This window comes from Pseudomonas sp. SLFW (assembly GCF_009905615.1).
Taxonomy (GTDB): Bacteria; Pseudomonadota; Gammaproteobacteria; order Pseudomonadales; family Pseudomonadaceae; genus Aquipseudomonas; species Aquipseudomonas bambusae.
Window position 1 is genome coordinate 138732 of sequence record NZ_JAAAKW010000002.1, and the last position, 18202, is coordinate 156933.

16 protein-coding genes are annotated in these 18202 nt (G+C 58.0%); 12 read left to right on the top strand and 4 right to left on the bottom strand.

The window, feature by feature from the left end; translation table 11 throughout:
* Position 1 precedes the first annotated feature (1 nt).
* From atpA to glmS, 7 genes are all read left to right on the top strand, one after another.
* Positions 2 to 1546: a F0F1 ATP synthase subunit alpha gene (gene atpA / locus GVN17_RS04000; RefSeq protein WP_108236322.1), complete on the top strand. Its 1545-nt coding sequence runs from the start codon at positions 2 to 4 to the stop codon at positions 1544 to 1546.
* A 50-nt stretch (positions 1547 to 1596) separates the two neighbouring features.
* Entirely contained in the window at positions 1597 to 2457 is an 861-nt protein-coding gene (gene atpG / locus GVN17_RS04005; RefSeq protein ID WP_166593944.1) for a F0F1 ATP synthase subunit gamma, read from the top strand.
* Positions 2458 to 2485: 28 nt separating this feature from the next.
* Positions 2486 to 3862, top strand: a complete 1377-nt coding sequence (gene atpD / locus GVN17_RS04010) for a F0F1 ATP synthase subunit beta (RefSeq protein WP_166593945.1) — start codon at positions 2486 to 2488, stop codon at positions 3860 to 3862.
* A 44-nt stretch (positions 3863 to 3906) separates the two neighbouring features.
* Positions 3907 to 4332 carry a F0F1 ATP synthase subunit epsilon gene (locus GVN17_RS04015; RefSeq protein WP_043192055.1) on the top strand — a complete coding sequence of 142 codons (426 nt, stop codon included), beginning with the start codon at positions 3907 to 3909 and terminating at the stop codon, positions 4330 to 4332.
* A 124-nt stretch (positions 4333 to 4456) separates the two neighbouring features.
* Entirely contained in the window at positions 4457 to 5824 is a 1368-nt protein-coding gene (glmU, locus tag GVN17_RS04020) for a bifunctional UDP-N-acetylglucosamine diphosphorylase/glucosamine-1-phosphate N-acetyltransferase GlmU (RefSeq protein ID WP_166593946.1), read from the top strand.
* Positions 5825 to 6021: 197 nt separating this feature from the next.
* A complete protein-coding gene (locus GVN17_RS04025; RefSeq protein WP_166594272.1) occupies positions 6022 to 6789 on the top strand; it encodes a DeoR/GlpR family DNA-binding transcription regulator in 768 nt (255 codons plus the stop codon).
* A gap of 9 nt (positions 6790 to 6798) precedes the next feature.
* Entirely contained in the window at positions 6799 to 8634 is a 1836-nt protein-coding gene (glmS, locus tag GVN17_RS04030) for a glutamine--fructose-6-phosphate transaminase (isomerizing) (RefSeq protein ID WP_166593947.1), read from the top strand.
* A 60-nt stretch (positions 8635 to 8694) separates the two neighbouring features.
* Here the strand turns inward: glmS and GVN17_RS04035 are convergent, their stop codons facing one another.
* The 4 genes from GVN17_RS04035 to GVN17_RS04050 form a co-directional block, all read right to left on the bottom strand.
* Complete coding sequence (locus GVN17_RS04035) at positions 8695 to 8868, bottom strand: hypothetical protein (protein ID WP_218576086.1); 174 nt, start codon at positions 8866 to 8868, stop codon at positions 8695 to 8697.
* An 87-nt stretch (positions 8869 to 8955) separates the two neighbouring features.
* Positions 8956 to 10413, bottom strand: coding sequence for a virulence factor family protein (locus GVN17_RS04040; protein ID WP_166593948.1), 1458 nt, complete (start codon positions 10411 to 10413; stop codon positions 8956 to 8958).
* 159 nt (positions 10414 to 10572) lie between these two features.
* Positions 10573 to 11505 (bottom strand): LysR substrate-binding domain-containing protein, encoded by a 933-nt coding sequence (locus GVN17_RS04045; protein ID WP_166593949.1) that lies wholly within the window; start codon positions 11503 to 11505, stop codon positions 10573 to 10575.
* 202 nt (positions 11506 to 11707) lie between these two features.
* Positions 11708 to 12631 (bottom strand): DMT family transporter, encoded by a 924-nt coding sequence (locus GVN17_RS04050; RefSeq protein WP_166593950.1) that lies wholly within the window; start codon positions 12629 to 12631, stop codon positions 11708 to 11710.
* A gap of 169 nt (positions 12632 to 12800) precedes the next feature.
* On the opposite strand from GVN17_RS04050, the gene gcvA reads away from it, so the two are divergent.
* From gcvA to GVN17_RS04075, 5 genes are all read left to right on the top strand, one after another.
* The gene (gene gcvA, locus GVN17_RS04055) at positions 12801 to 13709 is read left to right on the top strand and encodes a transcriptional regulator GcvA (protein WP_166593951.1); all 909 of its coding nucleotides are present in this window, start codon (positions 12801 to 12803) and stop codon (positions 13707 to 13709) included.
* 435 nt (positions 13710 to 14144) lie between these two features.
* Entirely contained in the window at positions 14145 to 14588 is a 444-nt protein-coding gene (locus tag GVN17_RS04060; RefSeq protein WP_166593952.1) for a cupin domain-containing protein, read from the top strand.
* Positions 14588 to 16096 carry a methionine--tRNA ligase gene (locus GVN17_RS04065; protein WP_166593953.1) on the top strand — a complete coding sequence of 503 codons (1509 nt, stop codon included), beginning with the start codon at positions 14588 to 14590 and terminating at the stop codon, positions 16094 to 16096. Before GVN17_RS04060 ends, GVN17_RS04065 begins: the two co-directional genes overlap by 1 nt.
* 13 nt (positions 16097 to 16109) lie before the next feature.
* Positions 16110 to 17225: an FAD-binding oxidoreductase gene (locus tag GVN17_RS04070; protein WP_166593954.1), complete on the top strand. Its 1116-nt coding sequence runs from the start codon at positions 16110 to 16112 to the stop codon at positions 17223 to 17225.
* Positions 17222 to 18169 (top strand): ABC transporter substrate-binding protein, encoded by a 948-nt coding sequence (locus tag GVN17_RS04075; protein ID WP_166593955.1) that lies wholly within the window; start codon positions 17222 to 17224, stop codon positions 18167 to 18169. The genes GVN17_RS04070 and GVN17_RS04075 overlap by 4 nt, the downstream gene beginning before the upstream one ends.
* The last annotated feature ends 33 nt before the right edge of the window (positions 18170 to 18202 follow it).

Consider the following 18202-nt stretch of genomic DNA (forward strand, 5'->3'; position numbering starts at 1 on the left):
AATGCAGCAACTCAATCCTTCCGAAATAAGTGAAATCATCAAGGGCCGCATCGAGAAACTCGATGTAGCCTCCCAAGCCCGAAACGAAGGCACTGTCGTCAGCGTGTCTGACGGTATCGTGCGGATTCACGGTCTGGCCGACGCTATGTACGGCGAAATGATCGAGTTCCCGGGCGGCGTTTACGGTATGGCACTGAACCTGGAGCAAGACTCCGTGGGTGCGGTGGTACTGGGCGCTTACACATCGCTGGCTGAAGGCATGAGTGCCAAGTGCACCGGCCGCATCCTGGAAGTTCCGGTTGGTAAGGAACTGCTGGGTCGCGTTGTCGACGCACTGGGTAACCCGGTCGACGGCAAAGGCCCCCTGAACAACACCGAGACCGATGCGGTCGAGAAGGTTGCTCCGGGCGTTATCTGGCGTAAGTCGGTAGACCAGCCTGTACAGACTGGCTACAAGGCTGTCGATGCCATGATCCCTGTCGGCCGTGGCCAGCGTGAGCTGATCATCGGTGACCGTCAGATCGGTAAAACCGCTCTGGCGATCGACGCGATCATCAACCAGAAAGACAGCGGCATTTTTTGCGTATACGTAGCAGTTGGTCAGAAGCAATCGACCATCGCCAACGTTGTTCGCAAGCTGGAAGAAAACGGCGCTCTGGCCAACACGATCATCGTGGCTGCCAGTGCTTCCGAATCCCCTGCGCTGCAATTCCTGGCTCCGTATGCCGGTTGCACCATGGGCGAATTCTTCCGCGACCGTGGTGAAGACGCGCTGATCGTTTATGACGATCTGTCCAAGCAGGCTGTGGCTTATCGCCAGATTTCCCTGTTGCTGCGTCGTCCACCAGGACGTGAAGCTTACCCAGGCGACGTGTTCTATCTCCACTCCCGTCTGCTGGAGCGCGCATCCCGCGTTTCGGAAGAATATGTAGAGAAGTTCACCAATGGCGCAGTGACCGGCAAAACCGGTTCGCTGACCGCATTGCCGATCATCGAAACCCAGGCTGGCGACGTTTCCGCGTTCGTTCCGACCAACGTGATTTCCATCACCGACGGTCAGATCTTCCTGGAATCGGCCATGTTCAACTCCGGCATCCGTCCGGCAGTGAACGCCGGTGTTTCGGTATCCCGTGTGGGTGGTGCCGCTCAGACCAAGATCATCAAGAAGCTGTCCGGTGGTATCCGTACCGCTCTGGCTCAGTACCGTGAACTGGCGGCATTCGCCCAGTTCGCTTCTGACCTGGACGAAGCGACCCGTAAGCAACTTGAGCATGGTCAGCGCGTTACCGAGCTGATGAAGCAGAAGCAATATGCGCCAATGTCGATCGCTGACATGTCGCTGTCGCTGTATGCCGCTGAACGTGGGTTCCTGACCGACGTTGAAATCGCCAAAGTCGGCAGCTTCGAACAAGCGCTGATTGCTTACTTCAACCGCGATCACGCCGATTTGATGGCCAAGATCAACGTGAAGGGTGACTTCAATGACGAAATCGATTCTGGCCTGAAAGCCGGTATCGAGAAGTTCAAGGCCACCCAAACCTGGTAAGCCGCAGCGGGAGCCGCGAGGCTCCCGCTTGCTAACCTGATAGGTGTTACATGGCAGGCGCAAAAGAGATTCGCAGCAAGATTGCGAGCATCAAAAGCACGCAAAAGATCACCAGCGCCATGGAAAAAGTGGCGGTCAGTAAAATGCGCAAGGCTCAAATGCGCATGGCTGCTAGCCGTCCTTACGCGGAGCGCATCCGCCAGGTGATTGGTCATCTTGCCAACGCTAACCCGGAATACCGCCACCCGTTCATGATCGACCGTGAAGTCAAGCGCGTCGGTTATATCGTGGTAAGCAGTGACCGTGGTCTGTGCGGTGGCTTGAATACCAACCTGTTCAAGGCTTTGGTCAAGGACATGGCGAAGAACCGTGAAAACGGCGTAGAGATCGATCTGTGCGTGGTCGGCAGCAAAGGTGCGGCGTTTTTCCGCAACTTCGGCGGTAACGTCGTCGCTGCGATCAGCCACTTGGGCGAAGAGCCGTCGATCAACGATTTGATCGGCAGCGTCAAGGTGATGCTGGATGCCTACCTGGAGGGCCGTATTGACCGCCTGTCCGTGGTATCCAACAAGTTCATCAACACCATGACTCAGCAACCAACGGTCGAGCAGTTGATTCCGTTGGTCGCCACCCAGGATCAAGAACTCAAGCACCACTGGGATTACCTGTACGAACCCGACGCTAAAGAGCTGCTGGACGGCTTGATGGTCCGTTACGTGGAGTCGCAGGTGTACCAGGCGGTGGTCGAGAACAACGCAGCTGAACAAGCCGCGCGGATGATCGCGATGAAGAACGCTACTGACAACGCCGGCGACCTGATCAGCGATTTGCAGCTGATCTACAACAAGGCACGTCAGGCAGCGATCACCCAAGAGATCTCGGAAATCGTCAGCGGCGCTGCCGCGGTTTAACGGTTCAAATATTCAGAGGATCCAGCTAATGAGTAGCGGACGTATCGTTCAAATCATCGGCGCCGTGATCGACGTGGAATTTCCACGCGACAGCGTACCGAGCATCTACAACGCGCTGAAAGTACAAGGCGCGGAAACCACCCTGGAAGTTCAGCAGCAGCTGGGCGACGGCGTGGTTCGTACCATTGCGATGGGTTCTACCGAAGGCTTGAAGCGCGGTCTGGACGTTATCGACAGCGGCGCAGCCATCTCCGTACCGGTCGGTAAAGGTACCCTGGGCCGTATCATGGACGTCCTGGGTAACCCGATCGACGAAGCGGGCCCGATCGAAGCTGACGAGCGTTGGGGCATTCACCGTCCAGCGCCTTCGTTCGCTGATCAGGCAGGCGGCAACGACCTGTTGGAAACCGGCATCAAGGTTATCGACCTGGTTTGCCCGTTCGCCAAGGGCGGTAAAGTCGGTCTGTTCGGTGGTGCCGGTGTCGGCAAGACCGTAAACATGATGGAACTGATCCGTAACATCGCCATCGAGCACAGCGGTTATTCCGTGTTCGCTGGTGTGGGTGAGCGTACCCGTGAGGGTAACGACTTCTACCACGAGATGAAGGACTCCAACGTTCTGGACAAAGTAGCCTTGGTATACGGCCAGATGAACGAGCCGCCGGGAAACCGTCTGCGCGTTGCTCTGACCGGCCTGACCATGGCAGAGAAGTTCCGTGACGAAGGTAACGACGTTCTGCTGTTCGTCGACAACATCTACCGTTACACACTGGCCGGTACCGAAGTATCCGCACTGCTGGGCCGTATGCCTTCCGCAGTAGGTTACCAACCGACCCTGGCTGAAGAGATGGGCGTGCTGCAAGAGCGCATCACTTCGACCAAAGAAGGTTCGATCACGTCGATCCAGGCGGTATACGTACCAGCGGACGACTTGACCGACCCGTCGCCAGCGACCACTTTCGCCCACTTGGACGCCACCGTCGTTCTGTCCCGTGACATCGCTTCCCTGGGTATCTACCCGGCGGTTGACCCACTGGACTCGACTTCGCGCCAACTGGACCCGAACGTTATCGGCCAGGACCACTACGACACCGCTCGCGGCGTCCAGTATGTTCTGCAGCGCTACAAAGAGCTGAAAGACATCATCGCGATCCTGGGTATGGACGAGCTGTCGGAAACCGACAAGCAGTTGGTATCCCGCGCTCGTAAGATTCAGCGCTTCCTGTCGCAGCCGTTCTTCGTGGCTGAAGTCTTCACCGGTGCTTCGGGTAAATACGTTTCCCTGAAAGACACCATTGCTGGCTTCAAAGGCATCCTCGCCGGTGAGTACGACCATCTGCCAGAACAAGCGTTCTACATGGTCGGCGGCATCGAAGAAGCGATCGAGAAAGCCAAGAAACTGTAATCCAGGCGCCCGGCAACGGGCGCTAATCAGGTTGAGGCAAGCAAATGGCTATGACAGTCCATTGCGATATCGTCAGCGCGGAAGGAGAGATTTTCTCCGGTCTGGTCGAGATGGTGATTGCACACGGTAACCTGGGTGATATCGGTATTGCTCCAGGTCACGCGCCGCTGATCACTGATCTGAAGCCGGGTCCTATCCGTCTGATCAAGCAGGGTGGAGAAGCCGAGGTGTTTTACATCTCCGGTGGTTTCCTTGAGGTTCAACCGAACATGGTCAAAGTGCTTGCCGATACCGTGCAACGCGCTGCCGACCTGGACGAAGCCTCTGCTCAGGAAGCCGTCAAGGCTGCCGAGAAAGCCCTGAATGAAAAAGGCGCAGATTTCGACTACGGATCTGCTGCTGCACGTCTGGCGGAAGCCGCAGCCCAGCTGCGTACCGTTCAGCAAATTCGCAAGAAGTTCGGGGGCTAAGGTCGGCGGCTCTCATGCGCGATTGAGTAAAAGGGTAGCCTCGGCTACCCTTTTTCTTTTTCGGCTCTTTCTCCTGAACCACCTGCCCGGCCAAGGCTGAGGCTAGTCCGCCTGGAATCCCTTCATGTCTCTCGATATCGTCATTCTCGCCGCAGGTCAGGGCACCCGCATGCGTTCGGCGCTGCCCAAGGTGCTGCACCCGGTCGCCGGCAACTCTATGCTGGGCCATGTTATCCACAGCGCCCGTCAGCTTTCTCCGCAGAGCATTCAAGTCGTGATTGGCCACGGCGCGGATCTGGTACGGGACCGTCTCGCCGCTGACGACCTGAGCTTTGTGCTGCAGGACAAGCAACTGGGCACCGGCCACGCCGTAGCGCAGGCTGTACCTGTCCTGAGTGCTGACACCGTGCTGATTCTCTACGGCGATGTGCCGTTGATCGAGGTGGAAACACTGCAACGCCTCTTGACCCTTGTGAATGACCAACAGCTCGGCCTGCTGACAGTCAATCTGAATGACCCCACCGGCTACGGCCGCATCGTCCGCGACGCAGATAACCGTGTCAGCGCCATCGTCGAACACAAAGACGCCACCGAGGCACAGAAGGCGATCAAGGAAGGGAATACCGGCATTCTGGCGGTGCCGGGCAAACGTCTCGCCGACTGGCTCGGTCGTCTGTCGAACAACAATGCTCAGGGCGAGTACTACCTTACCGACGTTATCGCCATGGCGGTGTACGATGGTCTGACCGTGGCCACGGCGCAGCCGCTGGACGCGATGGAAGTGCAAGGCGCCAACGACCGCAAACAACTCGCGGAGCTTGAACGCCACTATCAGATGCGTGAAGGCCGCCGACTGATGGCCCTAGGCGTGACGCTCCGTGATCCTGCGCGATTTGATGTGCGAGGCGACGTCACCGTGGGCCGCGACGTGCTGATCGACGTGAACGTGATCCTCGAAGGCCGTGTCGTGATTGAGGACGACGTGTCCATCGGTCCGAACTGCGTGATCAAGGACAGCACCCTGCGCAAAGGCGCCATCATCAAGGCCAACAGCCACCTTGAGGGCGCCATCGTGGGTGAAGCGGCCGACGCAGGCCCGTTCGCGCGTCTGCGTCCTGGCAGCGTGCTGGGCCCTCGCGCCCATGTGGGTAATTTTGTCGAGTTGAAGAATGCCGAGATGGGCGAGGGCGCCAAGGCGGGTCATCTGACTTATCTGGGTGACGCGGTCATCGGCGCGCGTACCAACGTCGGTGCCGGCACGATCACCTGTAATTACGATGGTGCGAACAAGCACAAGACCATCCTGGGCGAAGACGTGTTCATCGGCTCCAACAACTCTCTGGTCGCGCCTGTGGATATCTCATCCGGTGCCACGACGGCCGCTGGTTCAACCATCAATCAAAATGTAGGTGCCGAGCAATTGGCAGTCGCACGCGCGCGTCAGCGCAATATCGACGGCTGGAAGCGGCCAGTTAAAACCAAGAAAACCTGAGTTATCCACAATTGGAACCGGCGTGAGCGTCAGTGAGGGCGTTCAGGCCGGATTCAGTCCCCATGTGCCACGCTGCTTGGCATTCGAATGCACCGCCCTCGAAATATGCCGCCATTTCACAGCCACCTCTTGACGAACATCTTTCGATAGGTTTCAATTACGATCGTTATCTTTCGAAACGAAACTTAAGGTCGACCATGTCGAAGCGCAATACCCCTCAACGCCGCCACAACATTCTTACGCTGCTTAACGAGCAGGGTGAGGTAAGTGTGGATGCGTTGGCAAAGCGTTTCGAAACATCCGAAGTTACGATTCGTAAAGATTTGGCAGCGCTTGAAAGCAATGGTCTGTTGTTGCGTCGCTACGGCGGCGCTGTGCCTATGCCACAAGAGCTGATCGGTGAACCCGGACAGCCAGTGTCGCGTTACAAGCAGGCCATCGCTCGTGCCGCCGTCGCGCGTATTCGTGAACATGCGCGCATCATCATCGACAGCGGCAGTACCACCGCCGCGATGATTCCTGAACTCGGCCAGCAACCCGGCCTCGTGGTCATGACCAATTCCTTGCATGTTGCCAACGCGTTGGGTGAGTTGGAACATGAGCCGGTGCTGTTGATGACCGGTGGCACCTGGGACCCTCATTCCGAGTCCTTTCAGGGGCAAGTCGCCGAACAGGTGCTCCGATCCTACGATTTCGATCAACTGTTTATCGGCGCAGATGGTATCGATTTACAGCGCGGTACAACGACATTCAACGAACTGCTGGGCTTGAGCCGCGTCATGGCGGAAGTCGCCCGGGAAGTGATCGTGATGGTCGAGGCCGACAAAGTCGGTCGCAAGATTCCCAATCTGGAGCTGCCATGGAGCAGCGTCCACACCCTCATTACCGATGATCGCCTGCCCCAAGAGGCTCGCGACCAAATTCAGGCTCGCGGCGTGACATTGATCTGCGCCGCTGTTTCCTAGGAGAAGACCATGTGTGGAATCGTCGGCGCCGTCGCTGAACGTAATGTCACAGCCATCCTGCTGGAGGGCCTCAAGCGCCTTGAATACCGCGGCTACGACAGCGCCGGTGTCGCGCTGTTCAGTAACGCCGGTGTATTGGAGCGCCGTCGCCGTGTGGGTAAGGTCAACGAGTTGGAGCAATCGCTGGCAGGTGAACCATTGGTGGGCCGCCTGGGCATTGCCCATACCCGTTGGGCCACCCACGGTGCGCCGCTGGAACACAACGCCCACCCCCATTTCTCCAGCGGCGAGTTGGCGGTTGTCCACAACGGCATCATCGAAAACCACGAGCCACTGCGCGAGCGCCTGAAAGGTCTGGGCTACCTGTTCACGTCCGACACGGACACAGAAGTCATCGTCCATTTGCTGCACCATAAGCTGCAGGACACGCCGGACCTGGCCGCTGCCCTGAAAGCCACCGTTAAAGAACTGCACGGTGCATACGGCCTGGCCGTGATCAGCGCCAAGCAACCGGATCGTTTGATTGCTGCCCGCAGTGGCAGCCCGCTAGTGGTGGGCTTGGGGCTTGGGGAAAACTTCCTGGCATCGGACCAATTGGCGCTGCGCCAGGTCACCGACCGCTTCATGTACCTGGAAGAAGGCGACATCGCTGAAATCCGCCGTGACAGCGTCCAGATCTGGACCGCAGATGGCCAGCCGGTCGAGCGCGAAGTGGTCCAGTACCGTGAAGGCGCAGAAGCGGCCGACAAGGGCGAGTTCCGCCACTTCATGCTCAAGGAAATCCACGAGCAGCCAAAAGTCGTGCAGCGCACCCTGGAAAACCGCCTCGGCCACGGCCAGGTGCTGGTCCAGGCCTTCGGTCCACAAGCCGCCGAGCTGTTCGCTAAAGTGCGCAACGTGCAAATCGTTGCCTGCGGCACGAGCTATCACGCGGGGATGGTCGCGCGTTACTGGCTCGAAGGGCTGGCGGGCATTCCGTGTCAGGTCGAAGTGGCCAGCGAATTCCGCTACCGCAAAGTCGTGGTGCAGCCAGACACGCTGTTCGTCTCGATCTCGCAATCAGGCGAGACCGCTGACACGCTTGCTGCACTGCGCAACGCCAAAGAGCTGGGCTTTCTCGCCAGCCTGGCCATCTGCAACGTCAGCATCAGCTCGCTGGTACGCGAATCCGACCTGACCCTGCTGACCCAGGCCGGTCCCGAAATCGGTGTCGCATCGACCAAGGCCTTCACCACGCAACTGGTGGCGCTGATGCTGCTGACCCTGTCGTTGGGCCAAGTCAAAGGCACGCTGGAAGCCGGCGTTGAAGCCGAACTGGTCGAAGAACTCCGTCGCTTGCCGACCCGGTTGGGCGAAGCGCTGGCGATGGACAGCACCGTGGAGAAAGTGGCCGAGCTGTTCGCCGAGAAGAACCACACCCTGTTCCTGGGCCGTGGTGCCCAATTCCCGGTGGCAATGGAAGGTGCGCTCAAACTTAAAGAGATTTCCTACATCCACGCCGAAGCCTACCCCGCTGGCGAGCTGAAACATGGCCCGCTGGCTCTGGTCGACAGCGACATGCCTGTCGTCACGGTAGCCCCGAACAACGAGCTGCTGGAAAAGCTGAAATCCAACCTCCAGGAAGTCCGCGCCCGTGGGGGCGAGCTGATCGTCTTCGCCGACGAACAAGCCGGCCTGAACAACGGCGAAGGTACCCACGTCATCTCGATGCCGCACATCGTCGACGCCTTAGCCCCGATCCTCTACACCATCCCGCTACAACTGTTGTCGTACTACGTCGCAGTGTTGAAGGGCACGGATGTGGATCAGCCGCGGAATTTGGCGAAGTCGGTGACTGTCGAGTAAGTCACGCGTCAGCTCAGAAAAAAAAGAGGCCGCTATCACGCGGCCTCTTCTCTGAAAAATTTAAACCTTCGCCAGCGGCTCATACGCCTGTTCCGGTATTTCGGACAGTCCGGACGCATGCACCTGTCCGCTCAGGCCATAGAACTTCTGAAAGCTCATGATCAATGGCGTCCATTTGTCCGGATCGATCCGATTGGCGTGGCCGTCCATGAGCACATCTGGGTGGACGTGCACGCGGTTGATCCTGACTTCGTTGATGACTCATGGTGCGTCCCGGTCGTGATCAATACGCTCCGATTCTTGCTGCGCTAATGCCACCAATCAGAGGGCGGATGTGCGTTTGATGAAATCAATCAGGTAGGTGGATAACGTTTCGTAATCATCGTTGAAATGGTGATTACCTGGAATTCCGACAGTCTTTCCGACGACGGTGGCATCTGTACACCCGCTCTTGCGCGCTTCATCCGTGCCGTACACACAGAACACCTTACTCGCAGGGAGTCGCGCCATTTCCGGGCCTGTCGGGTATTTGCCGGTGTCTTTGCCCATCATGCCTTCGATGCGGATTTCGAAGTTGGCGCTACGTGCGAACGACAGCAGCACAATGCTCTGAACATCGGCCTGATCGCTAACAGGCAAGCGATTGTAGAGCGCGGGGAGTACATCGGCGCCAAACGAATAGCCGGTGAGAATGAAGTGTTTGATACCCCATTTCTGGCGGTAGTGTTCCATCATTTGGGACAACTCTTGGGCGCTTTTTTCCGGGCTTTTGAAGTCCCAGTAATACTCCAGCGCATCGACGCCGACGACGGCGATATCGGCGTCGGACAGATGTTCCGAAACACGCTTGTCCAGTCCCCGCCAACCGCCATCACCTGAATAAAAGAGCGTTAGTGTGTCGCTGGGGCTGGCGGCAGGCAGTTCAATCAACGGCAGTTTGTTGAGCATGTTCAGTTCGGGGATGTTGAGAATCGTATGACGCAGATACGTTTCCAGTTCCTCGGAAATCAGCTTTTTCGGCGTCATCGGTGTGGTGACGTGAGTCGCGACGCCGTTTTCCCAAACCGTCAATTTGTTCGACGTCAGGTTGTGCCATGTCCCTTTTGACGGGAGCACGGTGGCGGGGTCTGCGCAGACTTCCTTGCTGGCCTCGCCAATGCCATCGGTCGTCAGCGAAACGGCGACCGCCCGTTCATTTGTTTGCAGGGAGAGCCAACGCTGCGCCAGCATGGCCTCTTCATCGAGCCCTACGACAATATCGGCAGTCGGCGCGAAGCGTCGCAAGGACTCGTCGAATTTGCGAAGGGCCTGCAGGCAATCGGAAGGTGAAAGCTCGATCTTCACAACGGTGGCGGAGGCATCGAAACTCAGTTTCCGCAGGCGCTTGGTCTCCAGATCGTTGTCCACAGGCACAGCGATGACGATGGTTTTTTTCGACACATTGGGCACGAATAGCGTCAGCGTCGACGAGCCGCCGAGGTCGTGAGTCTGCACGGTGGGCAAGACGCGCGGCAGCATGGCTCTGCGAGCTTTTCGTTCAACGACCGAGTGAGAGTGGACCGCCCATGCAACGGCCAATGCGACGAGGACAGCGATGGCGACCAGCAGGTATTTTTTTTGTTTGAAGCGCCGACTGAGGGCTTTGATCGTTTGCATTCTGATTATTCTAAAAAGCCTTTCTGCCTCAGGTATCGCGAGGAAAATCTCTGACGGGCACAGGGCGAAAACGTGGGTATGGGATTGGGCGCAAAAGGCACCCGAGCGCAGGCGCCGCATCATACGTGAAGACTTGAATGCCGTTCACTGTATGCCGCTCCGCCTGTCTGAAGGCTGACGGACTATCGTCCACAGGAATCAATAGAGGAAAAAAAACACCCGTAAGTGGTTTAAAAAGAGGGTGTAACTAGGTCGCCGGTGAAACCTCGCAGGTGTTTGAACTCACGCGACCTTGTGCACACTCGCTGCTTCACGAACATGCCCCTTTGCCGTCTTGCCCGCCTGTTGTACCGCCCACTTCATGAACTCGACGATAGCCCATTCCTCGCGCCGCTCTTTGGCGCAGTACACGAAGTAATCGAATTTCAGTTCGGACGTAGCGTTGGTCACTTGCACCAGGCGCTTGGAGCGCAGGGCTTCGGACGCAAACACGTTGTTGACCAAGGCAATCCCTTGACCCGCGCAAGCGGCACTTATCAACAGGGATTCATCGCCATAACTCGATCCCTGGATCATTTTGCGGTTGTTCACACCGAACGCATTCATCCACACCTTCCAGTAGTTGCGTTCGGTGTCTTGCAGCAGTGGATAAGTCAGGCAGTCTTGTGGACTGTCGATGGTCCGTTGTTTGGTGAGCAAGTTTGGACTGCACACGGGGATCAAATAAGACGACCAGAGGCGGGTGGCATGGTTGTCCGGGCTGCTGGCCATTTCTCGCTGAATAGAGATATCCACATGGCCATGCTTGAGATCCGAGAGGCCATTGCAAATCTGTATCGAGATTTCGATGGTCGGGCAGCGCTCTTTGAAATCTCCCAGCGCGGGGATCAGCCAGGAGCTGGCGATGGTGGACGTGGTGCTGATGACCAGGCGGGTCTGGCGAGGCTGTTTGAGGGCCGCGCCAGACCAGGCTTTTTCGATCACGTCGAAGGTGTCGGACAGCTCATCGAACAGGCTGCGGCCACTGGTGGTGAGCTGAATGCCTTTGGCGTCGCGTTCGAACAGACGTTTTCCAATTTGATCTTCCAGCCCTTTGATCTGCTGGCTGATGGCGGCGGGGGAGACGCACAGGTGATCGGCGGCGCGTTTCATACTGCCCACCTTGCACACCTCGACGAAGGTGCGAAGGGCAATCAAGGGAATCGCTCTGCTCATCGTACTGACTCCGCCCGGATGCCACAGCCCGAAAGCTGAAGGGTGAACGCGTGTGTGAGTGATGCCATGTCAGTCATTCCAGAACGTGTCGTTATCTCCGGTCCGGCAGATCCATGAGTAAATGCCGAGCGAAGAAAGGCCGAGTCTGGCGGTCGCCACCAGACAGTCTCGTTACGGATTCAGCTGTGGATAAGTGCGTGAATCAGGTGGTGGCGGGGTTGTCCCGTGATTCGGGTAACGGTTTGGGCCTGCTCTTGCTGAGCACGAACCACACGGCCAGACAAATCAGCCCGCCACCGTACAGATGACCCGCCGACAAGTGTTCATCCAGGAACATCACGCCCCAGAGCACCCCGAATGGCGGGATCAAAAAGGTGACGGTCAGTGAGCGGACCGGGCCGATGTCAGCAATCAGCCGGAAATACAGAATGTAGGCGCAGGCCGTACACACAAAACCCACTGCGAGAAGGGACAACCAGACCGTTGAATCTCCCCAGCTGGCGGGCGGGTTGACGGTGGCCGAGATGCCGAAGAACGGCGCGAGAAACAGCGTTGCGCCGATTTGACTGCCAAACGCGACGAGTTTGGCGTCGAGACCGCCTTTGTCGGCAATCCACTGGCGGGTGAGAAACCCTGCCACGCCGTAGCAAGTGGTTGCGACCAAACAGGCCAGAGCACCCATCACCACCGTGTCGGTGAAGGTCATCGGGCCGGTGGTGGTCAACAAGGTGATCCCCAACAAGCCCACCAATACACCCGCTGCTTTTTTCGGAGTCAGCGTGTCATTGAAAAACATGGACCCGATCAAGACGCCCATTAACGGCGTGGTGGCATTGAGAATGGCGGAGTATCCGGCGGGTAATAGCAAAGCCGCCATGCTGTACATCAAAAACGGAATACCCGAGTTGATGATACCTAGCACCATGGTCGCTTTGAGTTTGCCCTGGAAATCGTGGCGGGTTTTGAACATCGCCAGGATGACGAATAAACCGATGGCCGCGATTGACACCCGGAAGAATGCGGTAGGCAGTGCGCCTAATACTGGGGCGGCCACGCGCATGAACAGAAAACTTGCTCCCCAGATCGCAGCGAGAAGAAGCAGCCGAACATAATCAGATGGACGCATGGCACTTCCTTCCCAAATCCAATGCTTGAAACGGACGGCGCGAAAGTTGTGGATTGACGCTTGTCGAGCCGGGGTGTGATGATTTGAGCAGTCTCTCCAGTCGTGCTCAAGCGAGCTTTTCTAACGCACATTAGATTTTCTTAACTGATTTTCTTAACTAAGGACCGGCATGAAATTCCCGCCCTTGTACGCGTTGCTTTGCTTTGAAGCGACGGGGCGTCACGCCAGCATGAAGAGCGCGGCGGGCGAGCTTTTCGTCACACCGGCGGCGATCAGCCAACAGATTGCCAAGTTGGAAAAAGCCGTGGGCGTCACCCTGTTCATCCGCAACACCAAGCGTCTGGAGCTGACCCCCGAAGGTAAGATTTACTTACGCGCGATCCGCCCCGCATTAGGCCAGATCTCAGACGCGACCCAGCGGCTGATGAGCGACAACGGCCCCAATACCATCACGGTCAGTTGCACCAGCGGCTTTGCAATGCAATGGCTGTTGCCGCGCCTGCCGGATTTTCAGGCGATCTGCCCTGCCATCGAAGTGTTGATCAGCACGACCAATCGACTGGTTGACCTGTTGGGCGACGGGGTGGATTTCGCCGTGCGCCACGGGCTTGGACGCTATCCGGGCCTGGAGGTCGAGATGCTGATCAACGACCGTCTGCAGCCGGTATGCGCGCCGAGCCTGCTGCCGGAGTCGCGCTTTCTGTCATCGCCCATCGACCTCAAGAATTACAACCTGCTGCACGACGAACACCGCGAAGACTGGGCGCTGTGGCTGCGGGCGGTGGGCATCGAGGACGCTGAAGCTGCGGTGCACAGAGGCTCGGTATTTGTGGATTCCAACGGCGTGATCGAGGCCGCGTTGGCGGGCATGGGCATCGCACTGGTGCGCCGGTCGCTGGTCCGCGAGGAGCTGTCGTCAGGGAGGCTGGTGGTGCCGTTTCGCGCGACGATCGACACGCCCATCGCGTATTACCTGGTCTACGACGAGACCGCCATCCTGCCTAAATCCAGCCGTCAGTTCCGGGATTGGCTGGTGTCCCAGGCGATAGCCACCCAACGGGAATTCACGACGCGCTGAGGAGTGGGGTGCCTATTTACGGCGGCTATACCGTTCACATGCTACCTGCTGGAGAATCGCGGCCCCCCTGTAGGAGCGAACTCATTCGCGAAAAGTCAGTTCAGACGATGCATTTGTAGCGACTGATCCATTTTTCGCGAAAGAATTCGCTCCCACAAGTTTCAATACATCCGCCCCTTTTTATCGCGACAGTTAAGCCCTGCTTTAGGGTGTAGCAAGCGATGATTTCACGCTGAATAATCCGTTAAGCACCTAATAAATATGAAGATTAAGCAAACTTGAGTTAAGTCAAACTTAACCACTGATTGCATATTTCTTGTTTGCTCCCCTTCCCGAATTTCTTCAGCTTATCCCTCAACTCAACGGCGTCGTTAAGCCTTGGCTAGCGCCGGCAAAACAACGAGCAAGGATGCTCCGGGTTGAAGGAGACACTTCATGACAGACTTTCAAATTTTCCGTCCCATGGCGTGGGACAAACTGGTTCATGAATACGATCTGGACGGGTCCCGGCTTTTGCCGTGGGACGGTTATCCGACCCCGATTGGTGGCGGTTGGTGCGTTGTTCGTCCCGGCACCAAGTCCTTGTCCCACACCCAGATCGATCAAGAGTTCTTCATCGGCATCAAAGGCACGGCCAAGTTGGTCGTTGGCGATCAGACCTACCCCTTCACCATGGGCGATATCGCCGCCATTCCGAAACACACCGACCATTACGTCCTTAACGACACCGACGAAGATTTTCACTTCTACGTGGTCTGGTGGGACCGCGATTCGGCCAACCGTTTCCTCGACGAAGACGCCCAACAGGCCGTCGCCCTGAACGAGTTCGCGCTGCAAAAAGCGACGATCCATGACGTGTCCGATCAGAGGGCTTCGTAATGGGCAAGCTCCTGGTCACCATTACACCGCCCACCCCGAACGGCGACCTGCACATCGGTCACATGGCCGGGCCGTTTCTGGCAGCGGATATCTACACCCGCGCACAACGCCAGCGCGGGCATGACTGCACGCTGGTTTCCTATTCCGATGACTATCAGTCCTACATGCTGCGCCGTGGCATCGAACTGGACCGATCGCCCCAGGAGCTGGCGCTGGAAAACACCGACAAGATCAACGACACCCTGAAAAAGATGGGGATTGAAGTTGATTTCTGGATGCGCCCTTATCGCAATAACTATTTCAAGAAGGCGGTCGAAGAAACCTACGAATCGGCGATGAAGGCGGGGGCCATTTACAGAAAAGTCAGCCAGGAACCCTATTGCGAACAGTGCGACAAATGGGGCTATGAGGCGTTTGGGCGGGGCAATTGCGATCATTGCGGTTCTGACTCCGACGCCAGCCAGTGCGAGGAATGCGCCCACACGCCCAACGCGTCGAAGATGACCGAGTTTCGCTGCAAGCTGTGTTCGTCCCAAATGATTTGGCGACCCGTCGAGCGTGAATTTCTGGCGCTCTCCAATTTCCGCAGCCATCTACAGAGCACTTTCGAACACGTTCCGCTGCGCCCTTTCATTCGCCGCTTCCTCAACGAAGAATTCGAAATCGGGCCGATTGATTGGGGCATCACACGTCCTCACGACGGCGGCTTAGACCTCAAGCCCGACGGCAGCCGACGCATTCACACCTGGGTGATGGGCCTGTCGGGTTATCTCGGCGCGTTCCGCGAATACCTCAACGAACACAAGCACGCGCCTTGGGAATACGACGAGTACTGCCGCTCGGGCAAAGGCCGATTGGTGCATTTCCTTGGCTACGACTGCGCGTTCAGCCACATGATGGTTTACCCCGCACTGCTGCAAACCATGCACAGCTACCGCATGCGTCAGACCTTCTATACCAATCAATTCCTGACCCTGAACGGCAAAAACCTCTCCACCAGCCGCAATTACGCGATCTGGGCGCGGGACCTGGTGGCCGACGCCTGCACCGACAGCGCCCGGTTCTATCTGGCGTTGATTGCGCCGGAGCAAGACACCGATGACTTCGATGTCGAAAAATTCGCCGCCTGGCGCGAGCAAACTTTCAACGAGGTGCTGGTGAAACTCGCCGCGCAGGCCGAGCGGGAGCGTGTGGAGGGCGACAGCCTGAAGGTCACGTCTGCGGATGCGGCGGCGATCAAGCTACTGGTAGCGCGCTGGTTCGAAGTGACTTCGGTGGATCACTTCAGCATGAAAGGTCTGGCCGTCTTGCTCAGCGACGTGATCAACGCGGCCCGTGATCGCCAATTGCTCGGCAAACGCATCCTGCCTTACATGGCGTTGATCGGGGCGATTGGTGCGCCAGTGTTTCCGGATTTGGCCAAGCAGATTCTGCGCTACTGCCGTTTCACGGAGAACGAAGTATTTCATCAGCTGGTGTACGTCAGCGCCGTTGAGTACGAGATCTGATCAGGAGACGCTGATGAAAACGTCATTCGATGTGATCGTGATCGGCGCGGGTGTCATGGGCGCGTCGATTGCCGCAGCGCTCGTCGAAAGCGGCCTCGACGTTGCCCTTATGGAAAAGGGTATCGGCGGCGGCCAAGGGGCGACGCGTGATACCGGCGGCATCGTTCGGGCTCTGGAGCTGGACCCCGCGTTGCGCCCGCTGACGCGACGCGGCGCGCATCACGGCACGACGGGGATCGTTCATGCCGTGTTCGAACAGGCGCTCAAACGCACTGGCGTCGCGTACATCGCCAATTCTGAAATCTGCGGCCGTTATCTCGATGCCGTGGGCACGCAAAACGTCGAGCTGCATGCGTCGGTCAGCGCGCTGGACAACGGTCGCTTCAGCGCCTTTTGCGATGACGAATGCCTGCTCATCGAACGTGATGGCGGCATGGTCGATGCCTTGTCGGCGGTCTCGAACCTGTGCCGTTACGTCAGTGAGAAGGCAACGTTTCTCGATCATCTCGCGGTGGATCATTGCGTCGAACGCGAAGGCTCAGTTCAAGTGCACGCGGGCAAATTGTGTCTGGAGGCGACCTGGGTCGTCGACGCCTGCGGTGCTGATGGTCCGCTGCCGAGGCCGCCTGGCGCGGTGCACGCCCGCACCATTCCGTTTACTCGGGTGAGTTGCGACGAAGCCCCGAGCATGCCGGTCATCGCGCATCATCTGAACACCTATTTGCTGCCGCTTGGACGCACCTTGATGCAAGTGGGCGGGCAGCGCCGCCATCGCGCGGACCACGCAAGCCACTTGAACCTGTCTGTAATGGATAACGAACAGGACGTGATGGCGCGCATCGCCAAGCTGGGCTTTGACACGCAACACAGCCTTCCGGTCGTCACTCAGGTCGCTTGGGATGCCTACACCGATGACGGTCGGCCGCTGATGGGTCGTTCCAGCGCCAACAGCCACATTTATCTGGCCACAGGCTTTTGTGGCATCGGCTTCAAGATGGCGCCGAGCGTCGCAGAGTTGCTGTCTTTCGAACTCCGCGGTTTGACGGCGGGCGTGTCGATGGATGCTGACCATCGCTCGATCATGAAAGCGTTCAACCCCAGCCGGTTCACCGAGGTGGCATTGTCATGATGCGCCTGGGTATCTGCGCCGCGTTGGACGTCGGCACCACGCTGCATGCCCGCAGCTTTTTGCGTGGCGTATACCTCTCAAGCCATTTATTCAGCCAAGTCCGGCGTGCTCAGCATTTCTACTTCGACGATGGCGCCACGGCTGCTGGCGGTCGTGCGGCGGCCGAGCGTTTTATCGACGCGCGGGTGGACGCGGTGATCGGCCATTTCGCGTCCGAGTCTGCTGCCGCCGTGGTGGAGAGTTATGCACAGGCGGGCATTCCGCTGATCCTCCCGGCCTCGACTGCTGCGGCCTTGACCGAAGAGGGCCGCACCACGTTCAGGGTATGCGCTTCGGACAAGGTGTTGGCAAAACGGCTGCTGGCGTTTGCCGACACTCAGGGCCTGCTCAAGCTTGCGCTGTTCGCCGATCAAAGCCTGCACGGTCAGCGCCAGTTAAAAGAGCTTGAGAACGCTGTCAAGTTATCCACAGTGCAGATTGTTCAAGACACCGTTCAAGCCGACGCGCTGGTTTTTTGTGGACGATTGAAAGCCAGCCGCCAGTTCCTTGTGGAAAACCGCCTCTCAGATTGTGGATTACCGCTGTTTTTCACCGACGATGCTGCATCACCTGCGTTGGTGAGCGGACTACCGCAGACCGGCACTGTGTACGTGGTCAGCTTTCCCATCGCCAGCGATCTGCCCGAGGCCCAATCAGTGGATCGGGCGTACCAGCGGATCTACGGCGAACCGGCGCCGGTCTACGCCATTGAGACGTTGGCCGCGTTCTCTCTGATAGACCTCGCCGTTCGCCAGCACCGCAGCCTGCTAACGGCGCTGCGTTCCGATGAGTTTTCCACACCCGCAGGCCCTATCCGTTTCAGCGATGGGGAAAACGATCACGCCCGGGTTTCGCTTTGGGTCTACGCCGACAAGCGCGTCCATGAAAGACGGCTGCTGTGTTGAATCGGGCCGCTCTCGGCTCGCCAAGTCTTTGAA

Coding starts and splice junctions, on each gene's coding strand:
- atpA (WP_108236322.1), top strand. CDS start 2: ATGCAGCAACTCAATCCTTCCGAAATAAGTGAAATCATCAAGGGCCGC.
- atpG (WP_166593944.1), top strand. CDS start 1,597: ATGGCAGGCGCAAAAGAGATTCGCAGCAAGATTGCGAGCATCAAAAGC.
- atpD (WP_166593945.1), top strand. CDS start 2,486: ATGAGTAGCGGACGTATCGTTCAAATCATCGGCGCCGTGATCGACGTG.
- GVN17_RS04015 (WP_043192055.1), top strand. CDS start 3,907: ATGGCTATGACAGTCCATTGCGATATCGTCAGCGCGGAAGGAGAGATT.
- glmU (WP_166593946.1), top strand. CDS start 4,457: ATGTCTCTCGATATCGTCATTCTCGCCGCAGGTCAGGGCACCCGCATG.
- GVN17_RS04025 (WP_166594272.1), top strand. CDS start 6,022: ATGTCGAAGCGCAATACCCCTCAACGCCGCCACAACATTCTTACGCTG.
- glmS (WP_166593947.1), top strand. CDS start 6,799: ATGTGTGGAATCGTCGGCGCCGTCGCTGAACGTAATGTCACAGCCATC.
- GVN17_RS04040 (WP_166593948.1), bottom strand. CDS start 10,413: ATGATGCGGCGCCTGCGCTCGGGTGCCTTTTGCGCCCAATCCCATACC.
- GVN17_RS04045 (WP_166593949.1), bottom strand. CDS start 11,505: ATGAGCAGAGCGATTCCCTTGATTGCCCTTCGCACCTTCGTCGAGGTG.
- GVN17_RS04050 (WP_166593950.1), bottom strand. CDS start 12,631: ATGCGTCCATCTGATTATGTTCGGCTGCTTCTTCTCGCTGCGATCTGG.
- gcvA (WP_166593951.1), top strand. CDS start 12,801: ATGAAATTCCCGCCCTTGTACGCGTTGCTTTGCTTTGAAGCGACGGGG.
- GVN17_RS04060 (WP_166593952.1), top strand. CDS start 14,145: ATGACAGACTTTCAAATTTTCCGTCCCATGGCGTGGGACAAACTGGTT.
- GVN17_RS04065 (WP_166593953.1), top strand. CDS start 14,588: ATGGGCAAGCTCCTGGTCACCATTACACCGCCCACCCCGAACGGCGAC.
- GVN17_RS04070 (WP_166593954.1), top strand. CDS start 16,110: ATGAAAACGTCATTCGATGTGATCGTGATCGGCGCGGGTGTCATGGGC.
- GVN17_RS04075 (WP_166593955.1), top strand. CDS start 17,222: ATGATGCGCCTGGGTATCTGCGCCGCGTTGGACGTCGGCACCACGCTG.